We start from the raw sequence: 25,865 nt of genomic DNA on the forward strand, positions 1-25,865 counted from the left end.
AACGCTCCCGACTAGCGGCTAACCGGGCAATGCAGACGCGTCAACGCGCCCTGCCGCCCCATAGGAGAAATAAGTGTGACCGTGATGCTGACACATCCGGACTGTGTTGTCTGCCCCCGACTGACCTGCCAGCCCGGCGGGAGCGTTAATGTTGAGATCTGCGACTGATTCCACGCATGATGCCATAGCTGACGATACTGGCTAAGCGCCGCATACCGGGCTGCCAGCGCGCGATGATAGCCGGATAACGCCATCACAACCACAACCAGCAACATCATTGCCAGCAAAACCTCAACCATGCTAAATCCTTTTTGTCTGCTCAGGGTAACTGACATAGCGTACTTTCCTTAAGGGGGCAGAAATCACTCCAGCCGTGGGCGGAAAAGCGTATCTGCCCCTCCGAGATGTCCCCGCCTCGCCATAGCAATAGATTGTCATTGCCGGCAATAAGCAACACACGCGCCCCAAACAGCCTTATACAGACCCGCAAACGTTGTGTCTGTTTGCACTGAACCTCTGGCTGTAAAGCCCATTCCTGAACGCGCCCCCACTCCAGTGCAGATTGCACGGCAGCCTGCTGGCGAACAGACAAACTCTCGCCACTTACCAGCGTGCTAAAGGTTTGCAGCTGCTGATTTAATCCGGTGAGGATCAGCGTGCCGAGCACCAGTAATAGCAGGACCAGCGCCAGCGATGACATGCCCCGCTGACGATTCACAGATTAAACCCCGTTACGGTATGGCGAGCCGAAAAGGGTGCGGCCAGTTCACCTTTGCGGCGGGCACGCAGCTCGATACTGATGACCGGCGCAAAGCCATCATGATCGGTTTTAGTGACCATAAATTGCTCTATCAGGACCCGATCCGGGTCGGTGAGCTTATCCCATCCCTTACCGTCACAGGATGTGGCGCCCCGCAGCGTTTCAAGCGATCCGGACTCAAGCCGGAATCCCGTACTGTCGTTTTCTGACGCGGTGCTATCCCACTGGCCGTTGCTGTTCGCATCCCATAGCACAATCGCACATCGTCCTTGCCTGCCGATGATCATCCCCTGCCCCTGGCAATGCCCTGCACAATATCCTGCCCTCTGAAACTGTTTACCGATCGCGAACAGACGTTGCCAGACCTCATCCTCCAGCTCCTGCTGTCCAGATTGCAGTAAAACACCCCGCTGTAGCCCCGGTAAAAAACGTGACGTGCTGAGTAACAGAATGCTGCTTATCGTCATCGCAATAAGCACTTCCAGCAGGGAAAACCCTTTTCGATTTACTGGCATGCACCTTCTCCTGCGGCATTACACAGCCTGATACGTCCGCCATTTGAGACAATAACCCACCACCCACCAGCGCGGCTCTGCACGCGGATATGTCCGGCCCATGCGGTATCCCTTAAACCGTAAAATCCCAGCGCAGGGGTTATGTCGCTTATCGTGACCTCGGGCCACATCGGCTTCATCACGAACGGTCCGCCGCTGTCACAACCGGTCACCGCTGAACTGGCCAGACAGTTCTTTTCACCGTCGTTATACAGCGCGATCCTGTGCTCGCTGTTGTGACGGTTGGCGTCATTGCGCAAAAACACCAGGTAATCCCGCACATGGCAGGCAGTTTGCCAAAGCCGCTGCCGCTGCTGCCAGCTGTCCCAGCCATAGAGCCCTGTGGCGCTGAGGATCACTGTCAGCGAAACGGCGATAAGGGTTTCGATAAGCGTAAAGCCTTGTTCGTTTTTCATGGCGGGAGTGTGGCGGAATAGCAGAAACGGTACGAGCGTCAAACCAGAACTTTACGAGCCGCTTTCCGGAGATTTTCACCCGTTGCAACGCGTTGCATCATCTCTGGAAACAGGCTCGAAAAACAAAACGGGCGTGAAAAAAAACCGGCGCTAAAGAGCACCGGTTGTGTCAGGATTTGCCGTATCAGATGGCGACAGGAGCTTTAATGCCGGGATGCGGGTCGTAACCCTCAATCTCGAAATCATCAAAACGGTAATCGAAGATCGATTCCGGTTTACGTTTGATCACCAGCTTCGGCAATGCACGCGGTTCGCGCGTCAGCTGGAGATGCGTCTGTTCCATATGATTGCTGTAGAGGTGGGTATCACCGCCCGTCCAGACAAAATCGCCCACTTCAAGATCGCACTGCTGCGCCATCATGTGCACCAACAGCGCGTAGCTGGCGATGTTAAACGGCAGGCCGAGGAACACGTCGCAGGAGCGTTGATAGAGCTGGCAGGAGAGCTTGCCGTCCGCCACGTAGAACTGAAAAAACGCGTGGCAAGGCGCCAGCGCCATTTTATCCAGTTCCCCCACGTTCCAGGCAGAGACAATGATACGGCGCGAGTCCGGGTCATTTTTCAGCTGGTTCATGACGGTCGTGATCTGGTCAATGTGGCGGCCGTCCGGGGTAGGCCACGCGCGCCATTGCTTGCCGTAGACCGGCCCCAGGTCGCCGTTCTCATCTGCCCACTCGTCCCAGATGGAGACATTGTTTTCATGCAGATAAGCAACGTTGGTATCGCCTTGCAGGAACCAGAGCAGTTCATGAATGATCGAGCGCAGATGGCAGCGCTTCGTTGTCACCAGAGGAAAGCCTTCTTGCAGATTGAAGCGCATCTGGTGGCCAAAAATGGAGAGCGTACCGGTGCCGGTACGGTCGTTTTTCGGCGTGCCCTCGTCGAGCACTTTTTTCATCAATTCAAGATACTGTTTCATGATTCCTCAGGAAAGTTGTTGCTGTGGACGACGACGATACGCCCAAATCATCATAATGGCACCCGCGACAATCATCGGGATGGAGAGGATCTGCCCCATGCTGATGTACTGTACCCATTCACCGGTAAACTGCGCATCCGGCTGGCGGAAGAACTCGACGATGATACGAAACGCGCCGTAGCCAATCAGGAACAGACCAGAGACAGCCCCCATTGGGCGCGGTTTGCGGATATACAGATTCAGGATGATGAACAGCACCACGCCTTCCAGCGCCAGCTCATAGAGCTGTGACATATGGCGCGGCAGAACGCCGTAGGTATCGAAAATAGACTGCCACTCAGGATGCGAAGGCAGCAGCGCGATGTCCTCCGCGCGGGAACCCGGGAACAGCATGGTAAACGGCACGCTCGGATCGACACGCCCCCACAGTTCACCGTTGATGAAGTTGCCCAAACGCCCTGCGCCCAGCCCGAACGGGATTAACGGCGCAATAAAATCAGCCACCTGGAAGAAGTTCCGTTTGGTGCGCCTGGCGAAGATCACCATGACCAGGATCACACCAATCAGCCCGCCGTGGAAGGACATGCCGCCGTCCCAGACGCGGAACAGATAGAGCGGGTCGTTCAGGAATACCGGGAAATTATAGAACAGGACATAACCGATGCGACCGCCCAGGAACACGCCGAGGAAGCCGGCATAAAGCAGGTTTTCCACTTCGTTCTTCGTCCAGCCGCTGCCTGGACGACTGGCGCGACGGCCAGCAAGCCACATGGCAAAGACGAAGCCCACCAGGTACATCAGACCGTACCAGTGCAGCGCTACAGGTCCTATTGAGAAAATAACCGGATCGAATTCCGGAAAATGCAGATAACCACTGTTCATCTGTCACCACAAGATGTTGTTATTCCGCTGAAAGTGGACAGCGGGTGAATTGCATTCCCGCCGTTGGCAGGTGCTCCAAAGTTGCGAATCATAGCATAAGGCAGGCGTGGAGGATGCGCCTGAGATGTAAAAGATGTGTATAGGGTTTCATGCGCGCTGTTCCCCCTCACCCCATCCCTCTCCCTCAAGGGAGAGGGGGTCGTCGGAGCCGTCATTATTTTGTGGGGATCAGCGGCCGCCCCGGATCAAACCGCCCATGCCGCGTCGCTCCATAAACGCAGCCACCTGATGGCGCACTTCGGCTGCCAGCTGTGCTTCCAGGCTACGCGCAGCCAGTTCGCGCGCCTCATCTTGTTCGATGTGACGTAACAGGTATTTCACACGCGCAACGGAACGTCCGTTCATTGACAGGTGACGGAAACCGAGACCAATCAGGATCGCCACGCACATCGGATCGCCGGCCATTTCACCGCACAGGCGCAGGTCGATATTATGCTGCTCGGCTTCGCGGGCGATCATCGCCAGGGCACGAAGCATCGCCGGATGCAGGCTGTCGTAGATGCTGGCAACGCGCGTATTGTTGCGATCGACCGCCAGAATGTATTGCGTTAAGTCGTTGGTGCCAACGGAGATAAAATCAACGCGGGTCGCCAGCTGCGGCAACATAAAGACCATCGAAGGCACTTCAAGCATCACGCCAATACGGGGTTTAGGGATCGCATAGCCGATCATCTCTTCCACTTCGCGCCCTGCACGTTCTATCAACCGCCGCGCTTCGTCGATCTCGTCAATACTGGTGACCATCGGCAGCAAAATGCTGAGATTCCCCGTGGCCGCGTTGGCACGCAGCATCGCACGAACCTGGATAAGGAAGATTTCCGGCTGATCGAGGGTTATGCGGATCCCACGCCAGCCGAGGCAGGGATTCTCTTCACTGATGGGCATATAGGGCAGTTGCTTATCCGCGCCGACGTCCAGGGTGCGCAACGTGACGGGTTTGTCGTTAAACATCTGCAACATGCCCTGATACTGCGCCACCTGCTCCTCTTCTGACGGGAAGCCGCTTTGCAGCATAAACGGTATTTCGGTGCGGTAGAGGCCGATGCCATCGATGCGGCTGCCGAGCTTCTCTTCATGCTCAGGGCTTAAGCCAGCATTGAGCATCACCTTCACCCGCTCACCGCTCTTGAGCTGCGCGGGCAGGTTGACGTCATCTTCCGCCAGCTTGCTTAATTCATTCTCTTCGCTGATAAGACGCTGGTACTCCTGAAGGAGAACCGGCTCAGGATCCACCAGCAACTCACCGCGGTATCCGTCCACCACCAGCGTACGGCGGTGCAGTACGGAGGGCTGAATATCCGCCCCCATCACGGTCGGAATACCGAGCGCGCGCACCATAATGGCGGCATGGGAGTTAGCTGCGCCATCGCGCACCACCACGCCCGCCAGCCTGTCCTGCGGTAATTCCGCCAGCGTCGTCGCCGAGAGTTCATCAGCCACCAGCACAAACCGGCTCGGCCAGGCATTCGCCCCCTGAATAGTATCATCAAGGTGGAACAGCAGACGTTGCCCAAGCGCGCGTAAATCGCCGGCGCGCTCTTTCAGATAACCGTCAGTCAGCACCGCAAACTGCTCGGCAAATTTTTCAATGACCTTTTTAACCGCCCACTCTGCCACCGAACCTTTATCGACCTCGGCAAATAACTCACGACGCAAACGCGCATCGGAAAGCAGGTGTGAGTAGAGGTCGAAAATGGCCGCCGTCTCTTTTTGCGCGCCAGCGGCAAAGCGTTTGCTGTAGCGACGAAACTCATTTGCCGCCTCTTCCAGCGCAGCGGTAAGCCGTTCGCGCTCAAGCGCTTCATCCAGCGTCGAGGCTTCATAGACCTGCTCCATCAGCGGGAGCGTGGCATCCATCCAGCCTTCGGCAATCGCGACGCCCGGCGAGGCCGGAAGCGCGCGGATGCGGGTATGACGATACTGCCCAAAAAGGGCTGCCAGCTGAGACTGGGAGAGGATCGCAGCCATCTGCGTTGCCAGCGTGACGAGGAAAGACTCCTCGCTTTCGTCGTACTGCCGCAACTCTCGTTGCTGGACAACAAGCACGCCAAGCAGTTGACGACGCTGAATAATCGGCACGCCAAGGAAAGCGCGGAACCGCTCCTCTTTGACGGAAGGGATATATTTGAAGCTGGGGTGTTTTTGCGCATCGGCAAGGTTGATTGGCTCCGCCAGTCGCCCGACCAGGCCAACAATACCTTCATCAAACGCGAGCGTGACGGTGCGTCCCCGTGGTTTTTTTAAACCGCGGGTTGCCATCAGGTAGTAGCAACGTCGGTCATGGTCGGCCAGGTAGACCGAACAGACCTCGGTTTCCATCGCAAGACAGATGTCCGTCACCAGAATATTCAGCGCCTCGTTGAGGCGAGGCGCACTGGCAACCTTTTCAACTATTTCTCGCAAGCGGGTGAGCATGATTTGCGTAGCTTAACCTCTTTTACGTCGCCAGGCAGGTGCGCTCTGTGGCTTCGGAGGCGTCTCCTGAAGCTGCATCACGACACTTGCGAACTCTTTCATCACCCTACGATATACATCGCGCTTAAATGACACGACCTGACGAACCGGATACCAGTAGCTTACCCAGCGCCAGCCATCAAACTCTGGCGTGCTGCTGGTTTGCATATTGATATCTGAATCGTTGCCCACCAACTGCAAAAGAAACCACTTCTGTTTCTGGCCGATACAAACCGGCTTTGTGTCCCAACGCACCAAACGTTTCGGTAACTTGTAACGCAACCAGTTGCGGGTCGAAGCCAGGATGCGAACATCTTTTCGGCTTAAACCAACCTCTTCAAACAGCTCCCGGTACATCGCTTGTTCTGGGGACTCTCCGGGATTGATCCCGCCTTGCGGGAACTGCCAGGAGTGCTGACCATATCGCCGGGCCCACATCACCTGGCCCTGACGATTACAAATTACTATTCCTACGTTTGGGCGGTAGCCATCGTCATCAATCACCGGACTACCCCAAACTAAATCTGATATATGAATGATTGTTTCACACTACAGGGAGGCGGTAAACCACTCTCTTACAGGCCTGCAACCTAATAACATTTGAATAACTCACAATTTAGTGCGGAGTTATAAACAGATGCGGGCGACAGAGACCATTTTTATTCACCTTTTCTGTGGATATAGTTGTGAAGAAGTGCGGAATTACCGATGAACAACCTTGTAACCCGACGAGCCGCCAATTTACCCCGCTTATAACAAATCATTTAAATTCATATGATTATATTGAAATTAAGGGTATCCAGGGCGATAAACGTGACGATCATCACATCAAAGATCCTCCTGCTGATGAAAGATCGAACAGCGTCGGTTTTATCCACAGTTTGTGCCAATAAGTTAGGCACAATTTGTGTGAAAATTCGATTTTCATCGCACGTCAAGGCTGTAAATTGAAACAGTAGTGGCAGTTATTCCCAGTTATCCCATTTTTCTGTGGATAACATGGTGTAAGATCCTGTTTATTGTCAGTGACCAGAATTGCACAACCTGTTTTTTAGCCGCCGCGGGACGGATTGTATTCTAAAAAAGATGATATAAATCATCCACATGGAATAGGTGCACAGAAAAAGGTAAACTCTGTCCACAAGGGATAAAATATCAGCTCATTTTTTAATCAAAAGGTCGTTAGCATGCAATCTCTCGCCCCACTGCTCTCTCCTCCCGTCAGTGAAGCCCAGTTGCTCCAGCAGGCACAACGCCTGGCAGGCTATTCACTGGGCGAGCTGGCCGTGATGGCGGGGTTGACGATACCTAACGATCTAAAGCGTGATAAGGGCTGGATCGGCGTGTTGCTGGAACGCTGGCTGGGCGCAAGCGCGGGCAGTAAACCCGAGCAAGATTTTGCGGCGCTGGGGGTGGAACTGAAGACGATCCCCATCGATAGCCAGGGGCGGCCGCTGGAAACCACCTTTGTCTGCGTTGCGCCGCTCACGGGTAACAGCGGAGTGACATGGGAAACCAGCCACGTCAGGCATAAGCTGAAGCGGGTGTTGTGGGTACCCGTTGAGGGCGACAGGCAGATCCCGCTGGCTGAGCGTCGCGTTGGCGCCCCGCTGCTCTGGAGCCCGAATGAAGAAGAGGAGAGACAGCTTTCCCAGGACTGGGAAGAGCTGATGGACATGATTGTGCTGGGACAGGTTGAGCGTATCACCGCCCGGCATGGCGAAGTGCTGCAACTTCGTCCCAAAGCCGCCAACAGCAAAGCGCTCACTGAAGCGGTAGGCGCACAGGGCGAACCGATCCTGACGCTGCCGCGCGGTTTCTATCTTAAAAAGAATTTCACCGGGGCGCTGCTGGCACGCCACTTCCTGTTGAAAACATAGTTTTTTACCAATTTTGCGCTCCGGCTAACATAATCTCCTCCTTTTTAAGATTTCCCCCCTTTCACCTGTCGTAATATCAGGTTATTACTACACTATGATTTGATACGAGCCAGGTGAGGATGAGAACGATGAAAAAATGGGCAGTAATTATCTCAGCAGTCGGTTTAGCGTTTGCGGTATCGGGTTGCAGCAGCGACTATGTCATGTCAACGAAAGATGGTCGTATGATCCTGACCGATGGCAAACCCGAAGTCGACGACGATACCGGTCTGGTGAGTTACCGCGATCGCGAAGGCAATCAAATGCAGATTAATCGCGACGAAGTCTCCCAGATCATCGAGCGTTAAACAGATAAAGGTCAGTAGCTTGCTGGCCTTTTTGATTTTTTCCTTCCCCTTTTGCCTTCCCTCTGCCATGTTTATATTCCTTTGTCGGGAGGTTCCTGACGCAGTCTGTATGTCTAAAAAAGGAAACCGGCTATGCATTATCACCGTATCCCCCACAGCGCTCTGGAGATTAGCCAACTGGGGTTGGGCACCATGACATTTGGTGAACAAAACAGCGAAGCCGATGCCCATGCACAACTCGATTACGCCGTCAGCCAGGGCATTAACCTGATTGACGTGGCGGAGATGTACCCCGTTCCTCCCCGCCCGGAAACACAAGGTCTTACTGAAACGTATGTCGGCAACTGGCTGGCGAAACGCGGTAATCGCGAAAAGCTGGTCATCGCCTCCAAAGTCAGCGGCCCTTCCCGTAATAACGATGCCGGGATCCGCCCTAACCAGATCCTCGATCGGAAGAATATCCGTGCCGCGCTGGATGCCAGCCTCAAGCGCCTGCAAACCGACTATCTCGATCTTTATCAGGTGCACTGGCCGCAGCGTCCGACGAACTGCTTCGGTAAGCTTGGCTACACCTGGAACGAAAGTGCTCCGGCAGTTACCCTGCTGGAAACGCTGGAAGCGCTCACGGAGTGCCAGCGGGCGGGTAAGATCCGCTACATCGGCGTTTCCAACGAGACGGCGTTTGGCGTGATGCGCTATCTGCATCTGGCCGATAAACACGATCTGCCGCGCATCGTGACCATTCAGAACCCGTACAGCCTGCTGAACCGCAGTTATGAAGTGGGTCTGGCGGAGGTGACGCAGTACGAAGAGGTGGAGCTGCTCGCCTACTCCTGTCTGGGCTTCGGTACCCTGACGGGCAAATACCTGAACGGCGCGAAACCGGCTGGTGCGCGTAACACGCTTTTCAGCCGCTTCACCCGCTATAGCGGCGAGCAGACGCAAAAAGCCGTTGCGGCCTACGTGGATATCGCGAAACGCTACGGACTCGATCCGGCGCAGATGGCGCTGGCCTTCGTGCGTCGTCAGCCGTTTGTGGCGAGTACCCTGCTCGGCGCAACGACGATGGATCAGTTGAAAACAAATATTGAGAGTTTCCATCTGAACCTGAGTGAAGAGGTATTAGCGGAGATTGAAGCGGTGCATCAGGTTTATACCTACCCGGCACCGTAATAAAAGCAAAACGGCAACGTGCGTTGCCGTTTTTAGGGTTTTCACCCTCTCCCTGTGGGAGAGGGCCGGGGTGAGGGCATCAGGCCGCACAATTCAACGACGACGCTGCCAGACCCACAGACCGCTAATCGCCAGCGCGAACAGCGCGCCGAATCCTACCCCGATTGCCACGACCGGCGCACCTGCTTTTACCGCCAGCGAGTAAATCCCCAGCATCAGTAACATCGCCATGTTTTCACCAAGGTTTTGCACCGCAATGGCGTTACCCGCCCCAACGGTCTGCTTGCCGCGCTCCTGCAACAGCGCGTTTAGCGGCACCACAAAGAAACCGCCTAACATGCCGATCAGCAACAGCAGGGCATAGGCAGGCAATAGGGCATGTTGCAGGGAGAAGAACAGAACGCCGACGCCAATCAGGATCCCCGCAGGCATGCAGCGCGCGACGGTTTCCAGCGTCACCAGTTTTGCCGCAGCCCAGGCCCCGACAACAATCCCGACGGCGACCATGGCATTCAGATAAGTCGGCGTGGCGTTGTCAGTAATGCCCAGCGCCACCGGCACCCACAGCACCAGCAGGAAACGCAGCGTAACGCCGGCCCCCCAGAACATGCTGGTGCCCATCAGCGAGAAGCGTGTTTCACCGTTACGCCACAGTACGCGGCAGGCGTTGAAGAAGCTGCCGGTCATTGGCCCGAAGCGCCAGGATTGCCCCGGACGCGCCACGGCCAGTTTGGGGATAAACAGGTTGGCGATCACCGCGCCAACGTACATCAGGGCGCAGATGCCAAGCGCGGCGAGCACATGCCAGTCTGCCAGTACGCCACCCGCCACCGAACCCAGCAGAATAGCCGCAATGGTGGAGGACTCCATCAGGCCGTTGGCCTTCACCAGCTTATCACCGGTGGTGAGCTCACCCAGAATACCGTACTTCGCCGGGGAGTAGGCTGCCGCGCCAATGCCCACCAGCGTGTAGCCGACAAACGGGTTGATACCAAAGCAGATACTTGCCGCGCCCAGAAGCTTAAGGCTGTTGGCAAACATCATGACCCGACCTTTCGGGAAGCTGTCCGCCACCTGGCCGACAAACGGCGCAAATACGATGTAAGCACCCACAAACACCATCTGTAGGATCGGCTGGCTCCAGTCGGGATAAAACTCAGCTTTCAGCAATGCCAGCGTGGCAAACAGCAACGCGTTATCGCCGAACGCGGAAAGAAACTGGGCGGCGATAACCGCCATCATGCCTTTCGACCAGATTGAAGTGTTAGTGTGCACTGACTCACGCATTTTGCTGTTCTGCCTCTTCAACCATGCCCTTCAGGGTCACGAAATCGGGTTTACCGCTGCCCAGCACCGGTAACTGTTTGAGGTAACGAATATCGCGGGGGACCGCCAGCTCGGGGATACCGTGTTCGCGTGCATACCTGAGCAGCGCGTCACGCTTCAGTTCACCGTCTGTCGTGAAGAGCACCAGCGCCTCGCCTTTACTGGCATCACTTTTCACCACGGTCGCATGCATTTTCTCCGCCGAGACGGCGGTCGCCAGCGTTTCGACCATTTCAAGAGAGACCATCTCCCCGGCGATTTTGGCGAAGCGTTTTGCACGTCCCTGGATCTGCACGAAGCCCTGATCGTCGAAGCGCACGATATCGCCCGTGTCGTACCAGCCCGTTTCAACCTCGCCATTGACGTTCTCGGCCGTCGGCGCCTCAAGCACGCCCGGGTTTTCCACACGCAGATAGCCGTTCATGACGTTCGGCCCTTTCAGCTGAAGACGTCCGCCGTCTTCAATACCCGGCACCGCCAGCAGACGCGCATCCAGCCCCGGCAGAATGCGGCCAACCGTTCCCGGTTTTGCCGCCATCGGAACGTTGATGGAGACCACCGGCGCGCACTCCGTCACGCCATAGCCTTCCAGAATGCGCAGGCCAAACTTGTCCTGCCAGATCTGGCGCGTGCTGTCCTGGAGTTTTTCCGCGCCCGCCACCACGTAGCGTACGCGGAAGAAATCATACGGGTTGGCGAAGCGCGCGTAGTTACCGAGGAAGGTGGACGTCCCGAACAGCACCGTGCAGTTACGGTCATAAACCAGTTCCGGCACAATGCGGTAGTGCAGCGGGCTTGGGTAGAGGAACACCTCAGCACCGGTCAGCAGCGGCGTAAAGAGACCCACGGTCAGACCAAAGGAGTGGAACAGCGGCAGCGCTGACATAAAGCGATCGTTGGCGGTAAAGTCAGCAATAGTTTTAATCTGTTCGACGTTCGCCAGAATGCTTTTGTGGCTGTGAACCACACCTTTCGGGTTACCTTCAGAGCCAGAGGTAAAGAGGATAATGGCATCATCCTCCGGCTGCTGCTTAACCTGCGCCAGACGCGGCATCAGCAGGTGCGCGAAAATCCACAGCTTGTCAGCGGTCGTGACGTCTGCTTTCAGATCTTCCAGAAACACCCAGCGCACCTGCGTCAGCTGTTCCGGCAGGTGCCACAGCTTGCCTTTATCCAGGAACTGGCGGGAGGTAAAGATGGTGTTGATTTGTGCTGCGGTAATCGCGCTGGAGAGCCCTTTCACGCCCGCCGTGTAGTTCATCATCGCCGGAATGCGGCCCCGGGAGACGGCACCAAAGATTACCGCCGCGCTGATACCCGCGTTTGGCAGCATCAGGCCGATCTTTTCGCCCTGTTTACTGTACTTTTCCAGGATACGCCCGACAAACAGCGTTTTGGTCAACAGCTTACGGTAGGTATCTGGCGTAAAACTGATGTCTTCGATGCAGTTTTTCTTCGCACCGTAGCGATACTGCGCCGACAGCAACGATTCATACAGCGTTTCGCGCGGGCGAACGGCCATGCGCGCTTCCATCATAATCTGGTGCAGCATTTCCCCGGCGATTTTACGGCGGTCGCGCGCGCGCGGCGCCTCGGGCATCGGCAGTGACGTCGGCGGTAATATATGCAGGGTAATTTTCGGGAACAGACGCTGCTTCACCAGCCCTTTCAGACGGCTGAAAAAGGTCAGCTCAGCCCCGTCGATGCGTAGCGGCACGACGGTGGCCTGAGACTTCGCCGCGACAAAACCGGCCCCGTCGTAAATTTTCATCAGGGAGCCCGTCACTGAAATACGCCCTTCCGGGAAGATAACCACCGGGCGCCCCTGCCCAACCAGACGCACCAGATGTTTAATCATCATCGGTTTGGTTGGGTCGAGCGGGACAAAATCAATCAGCGGTTTGAGCCAGCGCATGTACCATTTTTCACTGATGGAGCTGTACACCGCGAAGACGGGCCGTACGGGCAAAAACAGCGCCAGCAATACGCCATCAAGAAAAGAGACGTGATTCGGTGTGATAAGCACTCGCTCGCCATAGAGTGCCTGCGTATCGCCAGTCACGCGGATGCGAAACAGGACACGAAACAGTGTGCGGAAGAACCCAAAAAGCATTTCAACTCCCTTTGCCAGCCAGTGTAAAAGGTATAAATGGTGGCAGATTACACGAGAAGTAGTGAGGGAGCGATAGCAAAAACAGAGGCGAAAAAAAACCTGCGCATCCGCGCAGGTTGGTGCAAGAGAAGAGTACGAAAACGTACCAGGAATTCTCACCAATCAATACCTCTGGGATCTTGATTGTGGCCTCCGGCGACAGGCTTCGCCAGCGGGAAAACGCAAGGGAATGAGCCGAAGTGCAACCAGGTGTGAATATTCTCTTTTGTTGTTACAGGTTGAACTTACAGGCAAAAAAAAACCTGCGTAAAACGCAGGTTGGTGTAAATCGTGTTAATCAACCGAAGTTGATTCCACCTATCAATACCTCTGGGATCTCGACTCTAGCAATTCACTACGCATCGTTGCTAACGGACAATCGCAACAGCCTGAGGCAAAGTGTAACTAAAGGTTCAGATTGACATTATTCAGACATGACTGGCCGTGTAACGATTACACCGCGAGGGATGTTCTGCTTCACGTTTGCAGAGGACGCCCACCCGCTCCCCTTGAATGCGCGCTGCTTTTCCGCAACACTAGTTAGTGTGTAAACGCTTACCCCTATAAGAAGGTATTGAATGGCGACAATTAAGGATGTGGCTCGTCTGGCCGGTGTTTCCGTCGCGACCGTCTCCCGCGTGATCAACAACTCCCCTAAAGCGAGTGATGCATCGCGCCAGGCCGTGCAGGACGCCATGGAAAACCTGAATTATCACCCTAACGCCAACGCGCGCGCCCTTGCCCAGCAGTCGACAGAAACCATCGGGCTGGTGGTCGGAGATGTATCCGATCCGTTTTTCGGTGCGATGGTCAAAGCCGTAGAACAAGTCTCTTATCACACCGGAAATTTCCTGCTGATTGGTAATGGCTACCACAATGAACAGAAAGAGCGCCAGGCCATTGAGCAGCTGATCCGTCATCGCTGTGCGGCGCTGGTGGTCCATGCAAAAATGATCCCCGACGCCGAGCTGATCCATCTGATGAAACAGATGCCGGGGATGGTGATTATCAACCGTATTATTCCCGGTTTTGAAACCCGCTGCGTGGCGCTCGACGACCGTTACGGCGCATGGCTCGCAACCCGTCATCTGATCCAGCAGGGCCATACCCGAATTGGTTATCTGTGCTCCAACCATCCAATTTCCGATGCGGAAGATCGCCTTCAGGGCTATTACGACGCGCTGCGCGAAGCCGGTCTGCCGTGCAACGATCGTCTTGTGGCGTACGGAGAACCGGATGAGAGTGGCGGCGAGCAGGCGATGACGGAGCTGCTGGGCCGCGGGCGGAATTTCACCGCCGTGGCCAGCTATAACGACTCCATGGCCGCCGGCGCAATGGGCGTGCTGAATGATAACGGGATTGACGTCCCGGCAGAAATTTCGCTGATTGGCTTTGATGATGTGCTGGTGTCGCGCTACGTGCGCCCTCGCCTGACCACCGTGCGCTACCCGATTGTGACCATGGCAACGCAGGCGGCAGAACTGGCGTTAGCGCTGGCCGAGCATCGCCCGCCACCGGAAATTACCCACCTGTTCAGCCCAACCTTAGTGCGCCGTCACTCGGTGGTATCGCCCGCGGAAGCCGTGAGCGAACAGCGATAGAGATGGACGGTTTTATCCGGGTATTCCAGCGCATCGCCGATGTAGTGCCAGCCGTAACGTTCGTAGAAGTCGCGGCAGGCAGACCAGAGATGAAGCTCGTGATACCCGGCGCGTCGCGCGTAGCCGATAACATGCTGCTGAAGTTTTCCCGCCAGCCCGTTTCCCCGGGCGGCTTCATCGACATACAGCGCAGCCAGCCAGGGGTGGAGATCCTGCCGGGAAATTAAATCGCAACGCCACAACCCAACGGTGCCCAGCAGCTGGTCATCCTCAACGGCAATAAAGGTGAGCGGTAACTCGCCCGGCGTCAGGCTGTGCTCAACAATGCTCTGGAAAAAGGCACGCGGCATACCTTCACCAAACGCGTTCCAGATCCAGTCGATCACCCGCTGTGTAAACTGCGGCGCAGCGTGAAGCGGCAGTATATTCACACCAGCTTCCCCTGGAAAAGGGGGACCGATTCAAAGAGATAGCCGTCAAAATCGGGCGCGTCTTCGTCTGACAGCTCAAGCAGGCTCTTTTTGACGTTTTCAAGATGCTGGAACATCGCCTGCCACGCCCCCATCACGTCGCGGCGGCGGAGCGCAGCGAGGATGGTTTGCCTGTCGCCGAGCCATTTCAGCCGCCAGGCGCGGCTGGCGATGTGGCCATTAAACTGCTGCCACAGCGGGCTGCTGTCCATGTGATGCCAGACGCTTTCAACGGTCGCCAGCAGCATCTGGTTTTGTGTGGCCCCCGCCAGCACCAGGTGGAACATTTTGTTGTTGTCCTGGCTGCGATCGTCGGCGGCAATTGCCCGTTGCTCCTGCTCGATGATACGGCGCAGGTTGTCAATATCCGCCCGCGTTGCCATTTTTGCGGCAAAGGCGGCAATGTTGCTTTCAAGCAGCTGACGCGCCTGGAGAATTTCAAACGGACCCACGTCACTGTTCAGAAAACGTTCTTCCTCGTTTTCATGCTCCTCCGGAATGCGCATCACGTACACGCCAGACCCCTGGCGAATATCCACCGTCCCCTGTAGCTCAAGCATCAGCAGCGCCTCGCGCACGATAGTGCGGCTCACGCCATACGTCTCGGCAATGTTGCGCTCCGGCGGCAGACGCGATCCCACGGGATAATTCCCCTGGATAATCTGCGCCCGTAAATCCTCGCCAATCTCCTGGTACTGTTTTTTTTCCGGCAGGATGACAGCCTTATCCACGTTTTCACCTGTGTTTTTCAGTTAATGCGCGGGCCGGACGTCCTCCCGGCCAGTTTGTGCGCTATTTTACCAGAAGGCTTACTTCCATTCATCGTCAACCCTGAGCGTCAGCACATGCTCATCGCGCAGCTGGCGAAACCAGGATGCCGATTTCTTTGCCCGCCGTGCGCGATGGTTTTCAAGGTCGATCTCAATAAGCCCGTAGCGGTTTTTAAACGCGTTCATCGGGGAGACGTTGTCGGTGAAGGCCCACAGCATATAGCCGTGGCAGTTAGCCCCCGCCTCCCGCGCCAGCAGCGTGTAATAAAGATGTTCGCTGATAAACGCGATGCGGTATGCGTCATCGATAATGCCGTCGCGATTGCGAAACTCCGCTTCGTTCTCCACGCCCATCCCGCTTTCCGCCACAAACCAGTCAATGTTGCGATACTCGTTTTTAATCCGCATCGCCATATCGTAAATAATGCGCGGGAAGATCTCCCAGCCGCGGGAGGTGTTCATCCTCCGCCCCGGCAGCTCGAACGGCTCGTAGTAGTACGCCGGGTGGAACGGCGTCTCCAGGTGCCAGGCGCGGGACGGGGCTTTGACGCGATGCGGGTAATAGAGGTTAATGCCCAGCTCGTCGACGGTGTTGTCGGCAATCAGCGCCAGCTCGTCAGCCGTGTATTCCCACTGCACCTGATGCTGCGCCAGCAGGGTAAAAAGCGCCTGCGGATAGCGCCCGTGCACCAGCGGGTCGAGAAAGACGCGGTTATAGAACAGATCGTACATCTCTGCCGCCCGCACGTCATGCGGCGCGCGCGAGCGCGGATAGGTCACTTCCGGGTTAAGAATACAGCCCACCGAGCCGTCATACCCTTTCTCGCGAAACAGCTTCACCACTTTCGCCGTCGCCAGCACCTTATGGTGGTTCCACTGCATCCAGGTGCTGGTGTTCTGCTCATAGGGCCAGCGCAGCGCGTCGAGGTAGACGCGCGTCTGGACCACAATCGGCTCGTTGAAGGTAAACCAGCGGGTGACTTTGCCGTGAAAGCGCTCAAACACCTTTTCCGCATAGCGAACGAACAGCTCGACGACGTGCTTCGACGCCCAGCCGCCGTAGGTCTCCAGCAGCACGCCCGGCAATTCGTAGTGTTCCAGGCAGATCATCGGCTCAATGCCCTGACGGTGCATTTCATCGAACAGCGCGTCGTAATAGGCGGCGTACTCTTCATCTACGGTGGCGTTTTCATAGTCGGTCAAAAAGCGCGACCAGTTGATCGAGGTGCGATAGTGCGTCAGTCCCGCCTGCTTCATCAGCGCCACGTCTTCGCGAAAGCGATTGATAAAGTCGGTTGCCACCGCCGGGCCGTAGCCGTTGTGCCAGACGTGACGATCGTTCTTGTACCAGAGATCGATCCACGAATCCTGCCCCGGCTTTTTGCCGCTCCAGCCCTCGGTCTGCCAGGCCGATGCCGCCGCGCCCAGCATAAAATCTGGCGGTATGGTTATCTGTTTTATGCTCATCCTGTCCTCATGCGTTATCGGTGGCTTGTTGCAGTGCGGCCTGATCTGCGCGGCGTGAGGCAATTTTCACAAACGGCAGATAGATAATCACCGCGGTCACGATGCAGATAAACTGGGTGATCACCGCCCCCATGGAGCCCGCGGTTGACAGCCAGGCGTTGATCAGCGGCGGCGTGGTCCAGGGCACCATCACCACGGCTTTCCCGGCAAATCCGGTCACGGTGGCAAAGTAGCCAATCGAGCCCGTCACCAGCGGCGTGATGATGAACGGGATAGCCAGGATCGGGTTGAGCATGACTGGCATCCCGAAGATCACCGGCTCGTTGATGTTAAAAATACCCGGGCCGATGGAGAGCTTGGCGATCTCCTTCATCTCTTTACGTTTGGTGGCAATCATGACGGCTATCAGCAGGCCGATGGTCAGACCTGAGCCGCCGATGCTCATATAGACGTCCCAGAACGGCATGGTGATGATGTTTGGCACCTCTTTGCCCTGCTCGAACGCGCTCATGTTAACGGTGATCGCCCCCAGCAGCAGCGGCTCGCGGATCGGCTTGATCATCTGGTTGCCGTGAATACCAATCACCCAGAACAGCTGGGCGACAAACATCAGCAGCAGGATCCCCGGCAGGCTTTGCACCACGCGCTCCAGCGGCTGTTGCACCACCTGGTAAACCGCGTCGTAGAGATACATTCCGGTAACCCGATGAAACACGAAGCCAAAAGTCGCAATGGCGGTGGTGGTGATAATGGCCGGGATCAGCGCAGAGAACGACGCGGCGACGTTCGGCGGCACCGTGTCTGGCATCCTGATTTTCAGCCCCTTGCGGTTTTCCAGCCAGCAGTAAATCTCCACTGACAGGATGGCGATAAACATGCCGAGGAACAGGCTGCGGGTATCCGAGAACTGGCGCAGCAGCACGTCTTTCACCACGTGCATCTCGCCGTCCACCAGCATTTCCACCGTGGTCGGCGTCACGCAGATAAAGCAGATCACCGCCAGCAGGCCGGGGAACAGGGACTTAATGCCGTTAATACGCCCCAGCTCAATGCCGATTAAAAACACCGCGCCGATGTTGAGAAAGTTGAGCGTGGCATAGTTGAGCGCGCTGGTGATCGGCTTTAACGCCGCCAGAAACGACAGCGACTGAAAGCTCGCCAGGCCGTTTTTCGGATCCAGCACCATATTGGAGATCAGTACCGAGAACGCCCCCACAATGATGACCGGCATTAAGGTAATAAACGCAGACTTAATCGCCTGGATATAGCGATAGCTGTTGAAGGTGGTGGCAAAACTGCCCAGAGCGTCGATCAGTTTTTCCTGAAATGCCATAGGGTAATACCTCAGTAAAAGGGCTTTTATTGAATAAGATGGACAGCCGGATACTATTGGTATGCCAAAAATAGCGTCCACAGGCGCTTTGTTCTGTGATTAAGCTCTCAATGAGGTAAGAGGTATTCCAGATTGCGATTTATCACCATTTTGGCATGCCAATGACAGGCATTTATCCCGCGGGCGAGGATCGTTACCGAAAAGCGTGATCGTTATGGGGTTTTGCCCTTCCCACGTCGCTTATGCGCCGGATGGTCTGTGTTAAACTGCAAACCATTACGTGGAAACAGGAATTTCGAATGGCAACAATGCTGGATGTCTCACTGCGTGCGGGCGTGTCGAAGGCCACCGTTTCGCGCGTGCTGAACGGCACAGGTCAGGTTAAAGAGAGCACGCGTCAGCAGGTATTTCGCGCGATGGAGGAGCTGGGCTATCGTCCGAACTTTCTCGCGCGTTCGCTGGCTAACCAGACCAGCAACAGCATTGGTCTGGTCGTCTCGACGTTCGACGGTTTTTACTTTGGTCGTTTGCTACAGCAGGCGTCACGGCAGACCGAAAAGCACGGAAAACAGCTGATTGTTACCGACGGTCACGACGCCCCTGAGCAGGAAGAACAGGCGGTCCAGATGCTCGCCGATCGCAAGTGCGACGCCATCGTGCTGTATACGCGTTACATGAGCGAAAAGACGATCCTGAAGCTGATCAACAGCGTGCAGACGCCGCTGGTGATCATTAACCGTGAAGTGAGCCAGGCGGCGGATCGCTGCGTCTTCTTTGAACAGCAGGACGCAGCCTTCAAAGCGGTGGATTACCTGATAAGCCAGGGCCACCGGGAGATCGCCTGTATCACCGTCCCGATCCACACGCCAACGGGTAAAGCGCGACTGATGGGCTACCGTAAGGCGCTGGAGAAGCACGGTATTCGTCTCGACGAGCGGCGGATTAAATACGGCGATGCAGGCATGACGCGGGGTTACGAGCTGTGTAAGGAGCTGATTGCGGAAAAGACATCGTTCAGCGCCCTGTTTGCCTGTAACGATGATATGGCCCTGGGCGCCTCCAAAGCATTACACCAGGCCGGGCTGAAGATCCCGCAGGATATTTCGCTGTTTGGTTTTGACGATGCCCCCAGCGCAAAGTGGCTGGAGCCTGCCCTGTCGTCGGTGTATCTGCCGATCGACAACATGATCGTCACGGCGATCGACCAGGCGATCCGGCTGGCAAAAAACCAGCCGGTTGAAGCGATCCCGCCGTTCACCGGCACGCTGGTGTTACGCGATTCGGTGACGACGGGGCCCTGGTTTAATCAGACCAGCTCTAACGCCAGCAGCTCCTGAATGGTCTGGCGACGGCGAATCAGCCGCGCCACGCCGTTATCAAACAGCACTTCCGGCAGCAGCGGGCGGCTATTGTAGTTGGAAGACATAGACGCCCCGTACGCACCGGTATCATGCAGCACCAGATAATCTCCCGGTTTTACCTCTGGCAGCGAACGGGTTTCGACTTTCCCGCCTTCCTGCTGAGTAAAGACGTCACCGGATTCACACAGCGGGCCGGCAACAACGGTCTCGATGCGCGGGGCGTTGACCAGATCGCGGCCATCGGCGGCAAGCGCGGTGATGTGATGATAACTGCCGTACATGGACGGGCGCATCAGATCGTTGAAGCCAGCATCAATCAGCACAAAGTGACGGCTTCCCATCTCCTTCACGCTCCGCACCTGCGCCACCAGCACGCCGGCCTCGGCAACCAGGAAACGACCCGGCTCAATCTCCAGCTTCACCGCATGGCCCAGATGGGCGGCGATGCTGTCACGCGCGGCGCTCCACAGGCCGTAATAGTGATCCGTGTCGATCGCCTCTTCCCCTTCGCGGTAAGGAATCGAAAGCCCTCCCCCGGCGGAGATCGCCTCCAGATCCTGACCAAAATCGATAACCTGACGCACCATGGCGCCACAGACCTGCTCAAGATGGCCGTAATCGACGCCGGACCCGATATGCATGTGAATGCCCACCAGCTTGAGGTTGTAGCGTTGTAAAACCTCCAGCGCCGCAGGCATATCGGCATACCAGATGCCGTGCTTGCTGTTTTCGCCCCCGGTGTTGGTTTTCTGACTGTGACCGTGACCAAAGCCCGGGTTGATGCGCAGCCAGACGCGATGGCCAGGAGAGACCTGCCCAAGCTGTTCCAGCATATCCACCGAACCGGCATTGACCGGGATTTGCAGCTCGTGCACGCGCGCCAGCGTGGCGTCGTCAATCAGGTCAGCGGTGAAGACGATCGCGTCGCTGTCGGCTTTCGGATCAAACCCGGCCGCCAGCGCACGTTCGATTTCACCCAGCGATACGGAGTCAACCTTCACGCCCTGCTCGCGCATCAGGCGCAGAATATGAATATTGGAGCAGGCCTTCTGCGCAAAACGCACCACGTCAAACTGATGCAGCGCGGCGATCTTCTCGCGGACAATCTGCGCATCGTAGACCCACACCGGGCAGCCGAATTCGGCAGGCAGGCGCAGCAGGTTATCGGCATTCAAATCGGTCTCGGTCTGGTTGAGTGGGCGTGGCATGGTCGTCTCCGGAAATCTGTTTTTTATCATTACGCCATAGCCTGAAGAGAATAAAAAATATCGTTTTATCGTGAGTCTATGCAAAAATGATATGGACTACGCTCAGCCATCAGGTGCCCTATGCCCGCCGTTAACCTACGCCATATCGAGATTTTTCATGCGGTAATGACCACCGGCAATCTCACTGAAGCCGCGCACATGCTGCACACCTCGCAGCCGACGGTCAGCCGCGAGCTGGCGCGTTTTGAGAAAGTGCTGGGGCTGAAGCTGTTTGAACGCGCCCGCGGCAGGCTGCATCCAACGGTGCAGGGTTTACGCCTGTTTGAGGAGGTTCAGCGCTCCTGGTACGGGCTGGACAGGATCGTGAGCGCGGCAGAGAGCCTGAGGGAGTTCCGCCAGGGCGAGCTGTCCATCGTCTGCCTGCCGGTCTTTTCCCAGTCATTCCTGCCGGTACTGTTACAGCCGTTTCTGGCCCGCTATCCGGAGGTCAGCCTGACCATCGTGCCGCAGGAGTCGCCGCTGCTGGAGGAGTGGCTTTCGGCCCAGCGCCACGATCTGGGTCTGACCGAAACCCTCGTCACGCCAGCGGGAACGGAACGCACGGAGCTGCTGTCGCTGGATGAGGTCTGCGTGCTGCCTGCCTGCCATCCGCTTGCCCACAAAGCGGAGCTGATCCCGGCGGATTTTCACGGTGAGAACTATATCAGCCTGTCGCAGACCGACAGCTACCGGCAGCTTCTGGATGGCCTGTTTGCCGAACATCAGGTGAAGCGGCGGATGGTGATGGAAACGCACAGTGCGGCGTCTATTTGCGCGATGGTGCGCGCGGGCGTGGGTATTTCGGTGGTGAACCCGCTCACGGCCATGGACTACGCCAGCAGCGGCGTGGTTCTGCGCCGTTTTAGCGTTTCCGTTCCCTTTACCGTGAGCCTGATCCGCCCGCTGCACCGGCCCGCCTCAGCGCTGGTTGATGCCTTTAGTGAACACCTGATTGCGCACGCGCGTCAGGTGGCGCTTCGCTTACCTGACCTGCAAAAACCACTATGACAGCATGAACTCCACCGCATCCGCGGCATGGATGGCGGCGGTATCGAAGACCGTTATCGGGCTTTGGTCTGCCGGCACCAGCAGGCCAATTTCGGTACAGCCGAAGATAACCCCTTCCGCCCCCTGCTGCGCCAGTTTCTCAATCACGCTGACGTACCATGCGCGCGACGTTTCGCTGAAGGTGCCCAGACACAGCTCATCAAAAATAATCTGGTTAATGCGCGCCCGGTCAGCCTCTTCAGGGATCAGGCTTTCAATCCCGAACTGGCTGTTCAGCCGCCCGCGGTAAAAATCCTGCTCCATGGTGTAGCGCGTCCCCAGCAGCGCCACGCGCGTCATGCCGGCGGCACGTATGGCACGCCCGGTGGCATCCGCGATATGTAAGAACGGCAGCGAACAGCGGTCTTCAATGTGCGACGCCACCTTATGCATGGTATTGGTACACAGCAGAATACCCTGCGCGCCCGCACGCTCCAGCCCAAGCGCGGCGTCCGCCAGCATCTGCCCCGCTTTGTCCCACTCCCCGCTCGACTGGCAGGCTTCTATTTCATGGAAATCCACGCTGTGCAGCAGCAGGCTGGCCGAATGCAGACCGCCCAGACGCTGTTTGACGCCTTCATTAATCAGGCGGTAGTACGGGATTGTTGATTCCCAGCTCATGCCCCCTAACAGACCGATCGTTTTCATCTTTCCTCCTGTGCGTTTCACCCAGTGAAGCAAACTTGTGATCGCCTTTCCAGTTATTTGGCTAAACGTTTCCTTTTCGCTGCGGGTGCGATAAGTTAAATGAAACAATGTTTCATTACATAACAGGGCGAAAATATGTTTATTTTCCATAAAGAGACCACGCTTGAGGATCTGGGCAACGGCGTGTCGCGTCGTATTCTGGCGCACGACGGCAGGATGATGGCGGTGGAAGTGAATTTCGAACAAGGCGCGATTGGCCCGATGCATAACCACCCGCATGAGCAGCTCACCTACGTTCTCTCGGGGGAATTTGAGTTCACCATTGGCGAGGAGAAGCATGTGGTGACGGCGGGCGACACCCTCTATAAAGCGCCGCACGTGATGCACGGCTGCGTTTGCCTGAAACCCGGCACCCTGCTGGATACCTTTACGCCGGTACGCGAAGATTTCCTGAAATAAAAAAAGGCGCTCAGTTGAGCGCCTTTTTTGAAGTTATTCCGTAACCGGCTCAGGAAGTTGTTCCGGCAGCGGGTTGCGGGTGCTCATTGCCTCGCGCAGCAGCACGCTGCCACAGGCGAACAGTCCACCCAGAATACACGCCAGCAGCACGATCAGGGCTTTGCCCGGGCCATCTTTTTTCACCGGCATAGAAGGTGAAAGCTGGTATTTGAACGGCTCCAGGCTCACATCTTCGAAGGAAAGTTTTTGCAGCTGTGCCAGATAGTATTCGCGGTTCTGGAAATCGGCGTTCAGCTCAGAAACGTCCTTCAGATTTTTTTCAATCTGCAATTTCTGCGCAATCCCGTCCGCACCGAGGGCGACGGAATAATCCGGATCGTCTTTCACCGCCTGTCCATTGCTGTAGACCGGCTTTTTGATCCCTGCCGCGTTCGCCACTTCCAGCGAGTAGTTCAGGCGTTGCAGGTTGGTATTATGGATATTTGTCAGACGGACCCGATCCAGCTCCAGCTGCTGCTGAACCGTTTTGGTTCTCAGAATCAGCTGATCGCGAATGTTTTGCATGGTCTCCTGCTCGACGATGCGGGAGATGTACTGAATGTAACCATTCAACACTTTCTGCGCGTCCTCTGCCGTTGGGGCAGTGAAGCTTAACGTCCAGGAGAGGTACGGTGCTTTATCGGCATTTTTTTCCTGCGTGTTATCAACGGCTTTCATCTTTTCGGCAATATTGACCACCGCGCGGTGCAGCTCCAGCGGGTCAACCTGAGCGCCATCGAGCTGAGCCATCACGTAAGGTGAGCTCTTCATGTACTCTTCAAGCAGAGACTGGGACTGAAACTTTTTAACAAACAGATTAAACACATCCGCACGGGTAATTTTCACGTCGACATCAAGCACCTGGAGCGCCACCATCATCTGGCGTAGCGAACTCCACTGCGTCTGTTCCGCGGGCGTAATGACCGCTTTACTGGTCCATTTTTGCGGTATCAGAAAGGCAATTGCCAGGCCGACCAGTGCAAATGCAAAGACAATGGTGATGATGCGTTTTTTTGCTGCCAGCAGGACGTCCAGCAGACCCAGAAGATCTATTTCTTTAGCGCTGACCGCCGGGGGAGCATAGTGAGGAAAGTTGAGATCCGTATGTTTTTTGAAATCCATCGCTGACATGGTGATGCTGCCAACTTACTGATTTAGTGTATGATGGTGTTTTTGAGGTGCTCCAGTGGCTTCTGTTTCTATCAGCTGTCCCTCCTGTTCAGCTACTGACGGGGTGGTGCGTAACGGCAAAAGCACCGCCGGACATCAGCGCTATCTCTGCTCTCACTGCCGTAAAACATGGCAACTGCAGTTCACTTACGCCGCTTCTCAACCCGGTACGCACCAGAAAATCATTGATATGGCCATGAATGGCGTTGGATGCCGGGCAACTGCCCGCATTATGGGCGTTGGCCTCAACACGATTTTACGTCACTTAAAAAACTCAGGCCGCAGTCGGTAACCTCGCGCATACAGCCGGGCAGTGACGTCATCGTCTGCGCGGAAATGGACGAACAGTGGGGCTATGTCGGGGCTAAATCGCGCCAGCGCTGGCTGTTTTACGCGTATGACAGTCTCCGGAAGACGGTTGTTGCGCACGTATTCGGTGAACGCACTATGGCGACGCTGGGGCGTCTTATGAGCCTGCTGTCACCCTTTGACGTGGTGATATGGATGACGGATGGCTGGCCGCTGTATGAATCCCGCCTGAAGGGAAAGCTGCACGTAATCAGCAAGCGATATACGCAGCGAATTGAGCGGCATAACCTGAATCTGAGGCAGCACCTAGCACGGCTGGGACGGAAGTCGCTGTCGTTCTCAAAATCGGTGGAGCTGCATGACAAAGTCATCGGGCATTATCTGAACATAAAACACTATCAATAAGTTGGAGTCATTACCCGCTGACATAACTGTTCTTCTTTTAAGGATGCAGTGAAATTCTGCCTGACTGGTTCCGGTGTAACAAATCATACAAGAATGTAAGAATTATCTGAATGACGAATTGGTACATCTGTAGACCTGCTATCAGATCTGGTAGTTAGCCACGCTGCGTGACTATTCTTATTCCCGCTCCCTTTTTGCTTCGTTATCTCTTCCTCATGGCCGGCGGCAAAGCTTCGTGAAAAGTCAAAAATGCCACCTCCCTCACTATATTGAAACAGCGTTTCGACGCCGATCACATTTCCACCATTAAGCGAATGACGCAGAAATAAATCGCAATAATATAAAATAAAACGATGTTTTAGTATCCAAGAACGCCGGTTCATCTCTTTTGAAACCAGAAGCGCTTACAGCACAAAGAAAGACAAAAAAGCGTTAAAAAACAAACATAGATTTCGCCGTTGCCAGACGTTGCACCCTGAATTTGAGCTCTCATGCCGCGCATCGCAGGCCTGGGAAAATGTAACAAAGCAGATTTCGTATTAAACCATTGATTGCC

The 25,865-nt window shown here is 55.9% G+C and carries 25 protein-coding genes; 8 read left to right on the top strand and 17 right to left on the bottom strand.

What is annotated here, in order from left to right; translation table 11 throughout:
- Positions 1-11: 11 nt before the first annotated feature.
- From AC4OVU_RS17500 to rppH, 8 genes are all read right to left on the bottom strand, one after another.
- On the bottom strand, positions 12-335 hold the full coding sequence (locus AC4OVU_RS17500) for a prepilin-type N-terminal cleavage/methylation domain-containing protein (RefSeq protein WP_023295356.1): 324 nt from the start codon (positions 333-335) through the stop codon (positions 12-14).
- Positions 320-718 carry a DUF2509 family protein gene (locus tag AC4OVU_RS17505; RefSeq protein ID WP_017382846.1) on the bottom strand — a complete coding sequence of 133 codons (399 nt, stop codon included), beginning with the start codon at positions 716-718 and terminating at the stop codon, positions 320-322. Before AC4OVU_RS17505 ends, AC4OVU_RS17500 begins: the two co-directional genes overlap by 16 nt.
- Positions 715-1,275, bottom strand: a complete 561-nt coding sequence (locus AC4OVU_RS17510) for a prepilin peptidase-dependent protein (protein WP_015571748.1) — start codon at positions 1,273-1,275, stop codon at positions 715-717. The genes AC4OVU_RS17505 and AC4OVU_RS17510 overlap by 4 nt, the downstream gene beginning before the upstream one ends.
- Complete coding sequence (locus tag AC4OVU_RS17515; protein ID WP_110292288.1) at positions 1,266-1,730, bottom strand: prepilin peptidase-dependent protein; 465 nt, start codon at positions 1,728-1,730, stop codon at positions 1,266-1,268. The genes AC4OVU_RS17510 and AC4OVU_RS17515 overlap by 10 nt, the downstream gene beginning before the upstream one ends.
- Positions 1,731-1,914: 184 nt before the next feature.
- Positions 1,915-2,709 carry a thymidylate synthase gene (thyA, locus tag AC4OVU_RS17520; RefSeq protein ID WP_015571751.1) on the bottom strand — a complete coding sequence of 265 codons (795 nt, stop codon included), beginning with the start codon at positions 2,707-2,709 and terminating at the stop codon, positions 1,915-1,917.
- Positions 2,710-2,715: 6 nt separating this feature from the next.
- Positions 2,716-3,591 (bottom strand): prolipoprotein diacylglyceryl transferase, encoded by an 876-nt coding sequence (gene lgt / locus AC4OVU_RS17525; protein WP_003862787.1) that lies wholly within the window; start codon positions 3,589-3,591, stop codon positions 2,716-2,718.
- Positions 3,592-3,819: 228 nt separating this feature from the next.
- The gene (gene ptsP / locus AC4OVU_RS17530; protein WP_015571752.1) at positions 3,820-6,066 is read right to left on the bottom strand and encodes a phosphoenolpyruvate--protein phosphotransferase; all 2,247 of its coding nucleotides are present in this window, start codon (positions 6,064-6,066) and stop codon (positions 3,820-3,822) included.
- 12 nt (positions 6,067-6,078) lie between these two features.
- The gene (rppH, locus tag AC4OVU_RS17535) at positions 6,079-6,609 is read right to left on the bottom strand and encodes an RNA pyrophosphohydrolase (RefSeq protein WP_003862791.1); all 531 of its coding nucleotides are present in this window, start codon (positions 6,607-6,609) and stop codon (positions 6,079-6,081) included.
- Positions 6,610-7,292: 683 nt separating this feature from the next.
- On the opposite strand from rppH, the gene mutH reads away from it, so the two are divergent.
- From mutH to AC4OVU_RS17550, 3 genes are all read left to right on the top strand, one after another.
- Positions 7,293-7,985 (top strand): DNA mismatch repair endonuclease MutH, encoded by a 693-nt coding sequence (gene mutH, locus AC4OVU_RS17540; protein ID WP_033487604.1) that lies wholly within the window; start codon positions 7,293-7,295, stop codon positions 7,983-7,985.
- Positions 7,986-8,113: 128 nt separating this feature from the next.
- Positions 8,114-8,332, top strand: coding sequence for a YgdI/YgdR family lipoprotein (locus AC4OVU_RS17545; RefSeq protein ID WP_003862794.1), 219 nt, complete (start codon positions 8,114-8,116; stop codon positions 8,330-8,332).
- A 132-nt stretch (positions 8,333-8,464) separates the two neighbouring features.
- On the top strand, positions 8,465-9,505 hold the full coding sequence (locus tag AC4OVU_RS17550; RefSeq protein WP_023295360.1) for an NADP(H)-dependent aldo-keto reductase: 1,041 nt from the start codon (positions 8,465-8,467) through the stop codon (positions 9,503-9,505).
- A gap of 93 nt (positions 9,506-9,598) precedes the next feature.
- Here the strand turns inward: AC4OVU_RS17550 and lplT are convergent, their stop codons facing one another.
- Both lplT and aas read right to left on the bottom strand, forming a co-directional pair.
- Entirely contained in the window at positions 9,599-10,792 is a 1,194-nt protein-coding gene (gene lplT / locus AC4OVU_RS17555; protein WP_491928758.1) for a lysophospholipid transporter LplT, read from the bottom strand.
- On the bottom strand, positions 10,785-12,944 hold the full coding sequence (gene aas, locus AC4OVU_RS17560; protein ID WP_033487605.1) for a bifunctional acyl-ACP--phospholipid O-acyltransferase/long-chain-fatty-acid--ACP ligase: 2,160 nt from the start codon (positions 12,942-12,944) through the stop codon (positions 10,785-10,787). The genes lplT and aas overlap by 8 nt, the downstream gene beginning before the upstream one ends.
- 617 nt (positions 12,945-13,561) lie before the next feature.
- Here aas and galR point away from each other — a divergent pair.
- Entirely contained in the window at positions 13,562-14,584 is a 1,023-nt protein-coding gene (gene galR / locus AC4OVU_RS17565; RefSeq protein WP_003862806.1) for an HTH-type transcriptional regulator GalR, read from the top strand.
- Here galR and AC4OVU_RS17570 read toward each other — a convergent pair.
- The 4 genes from AC4OVU_RS17570 to AC4OVU_RS17585 all read right to left on the bottom strand — a co-directional run bounded on the left by AC4OVU_RS17570 (position 14,539) and on the right by AC4OVU_RS17585 (position 18,624).
- Positions 14,539-15,015, bottom strand: a complete 477-nt coding sequence (locus tag AC4OVU_RS17570) for a GNAT family N-acetyltransferase (protein WP_017382852.1) — start codon at positions 15,013-15,015, stop codon at positions 14,539-14,541. The two genes, galR and AC4OVU_RS17570, sit on opposite strands and share 46 nt — an antisense overlap.
- Positions 15,012-15,785, bottom strand: coding sequence for a GntR family transcriptional regulator (locus tag AC4OVU_RS17575; RefSeq protein ID WP_110292286.1), 774 nt, complete (start codon positions 15,783-15,785; stop codon positions 15,012-15,014). Before AC4OVU_RS17575 ends, AC4OVU_RS17570 begins: the two co-directional genes overlap by 4 nt.
- 78 nt (positions 15,786-15,863) lie before the next feature.
- Positions 15,864-17,291: a glycoside hydrolase family 1 protein gene (locus tag AC4OVU_RS17580; protein WP_110292285.1), complete on the bottom strand. Its 1,428-nt coding sequence runs from the start codon at positions 17,289-17,291 to the stop codon at positions 15,864-15,866.
- 7 nt (positions 17,292-17,298) lie between these two features.
- Positions 17,299-18,624: a PTS sugar transporter subunit IIC gene (locus tag AC4OVU_RS17585; protein WP_032649375.1), complete on the bottom strand. Its 1,326-nt coding sequence runs from the start codon at positions 18,622-18,624 to the stop codon at positions 17,299-17,301.
- A 299-nt stretch (positions 18,625-18,923) separates the two neighbouring features.
- Between AC4OVU_RS17585 and AC4OVU_RS17590 the strand changes: the two genes are divergently transcribed.
- Entirely contained in the window at positions 18,924-19,961 is a 1,038-nt protein-coding gene (locus tag AC4OVU_RS17590; protein ID WP_003862814.1) for a LacI family DNA-binding transcriptional regulator, read from the top strand.
- Here the strand turns inward: AC4OVU_RS17590 and lysA are convergent.
- Positions 19,931-21,193, bottom strand: coding sequence for a diaminopimelate decarboxylase (lysA, locus tag AC4OVU_RS17595; protein WP_017692727.1), 1,263 nt, complete (start codon positions 21,191-21,193; stop codon positions 19,931-19,933). The two genes, AC4OVU_RS17590 and lysA, sit on opposite strands and share 31 nt — an antisense overlap.
- Before the next feature lie 120 nt (positions 21,194-21,313).
- Between lysA and AC4OVU_RS17600 the strand changes: the two genes are divergently transcribed.
- Positions 21,314-22,240, top strand: a complete 927-nt coding sequence (locus tag AC4OVU_RS17600) for a LysR family transcriptional regulator (protein WP_047734891.1) — start codon at positions 21,314-21,316, stop codon at positions 22,238-22,240.
- Here the strand turns inward: AC4OVU_RS17600 and AC4OVU_RS17605 are convergent.
- Positions 22,235-22,927, bottom strand: a complete 693-nt coding sequence (locus AC4OVU_RS17605; protein WP_015571762.1) for an aspartate/glutamate racemase — start codon at positions 22,925-22,927, stop codon at positions 22,235-22,237. The two genes, AC4OVU_RS17600 and AC4OVU_RS17605, sit on opposite strands and share 6 nt — an antisense overlap.
- Positions 22,928-23,062: 135 nt before the next feature.
- Here AC4OVU_RS17605 and AC4OVU_RS17610 point away from each other — a divergent pair, with 135 nt between their 5' ends.
- On the top strand, positions 23,063-23,386 hold the full coding sequence (locus AC4OVU_RS17610; protein ID WP_110292284.1) for a cupin domain-containing protein: 324 nt from the start codon (positions 23,063-23,065) through the stop codon (positions 23,384-23,386).
- A gap of 33 nt (positions 23,387-23,419) precedes the next feature.
- Here the strand turns inward: AC4OVU_RS17610 and wzz(fepE) are convergent, their stop codons facing one another.
- Positions 23,420-24,556 carry an LPS O-antigen length regulator Wzz(fepE) gene (gene wzz(fepE) / locus AC4OVU_RS17615; RefSeq protein ID WP_032669284.1) on the bottom strand — a complete coding sequence of 379 codons (1,137 nt, stop codon included), beginning with the start codon at positions 24,554-24,556 and terminating at the stop codon, positions 23,420-23,422.
- A 55-nt stretch (positions 24,557-24,611) separates the two neighbouring features.
- Here wzz(fepE) and AC4OVU_RS17620 point away from each other — a divergent pair.
- Positions 24,612-25,309, top strand: a protein-coding gene (locus AC4OVU_RS17620; RefSeq protein ID WP_238023931.1) for an IS1-like element IS1A family transposase whose coding sequence is annotated in 2 segments (ribosomal slippage) — positions 24,612-24,861 and positions 24,861-25,309 — 699 coding nt in all. Because the reading frame shifts where the segments join, the coding sequence is not laid out codon by codon here.
- The last annotated feature ends 556 nt before the right edge of the window (positions 25,310-25,865 follow it).

The organism is Enterobacter sp. 6722112, from assembly GCF_058661685.1.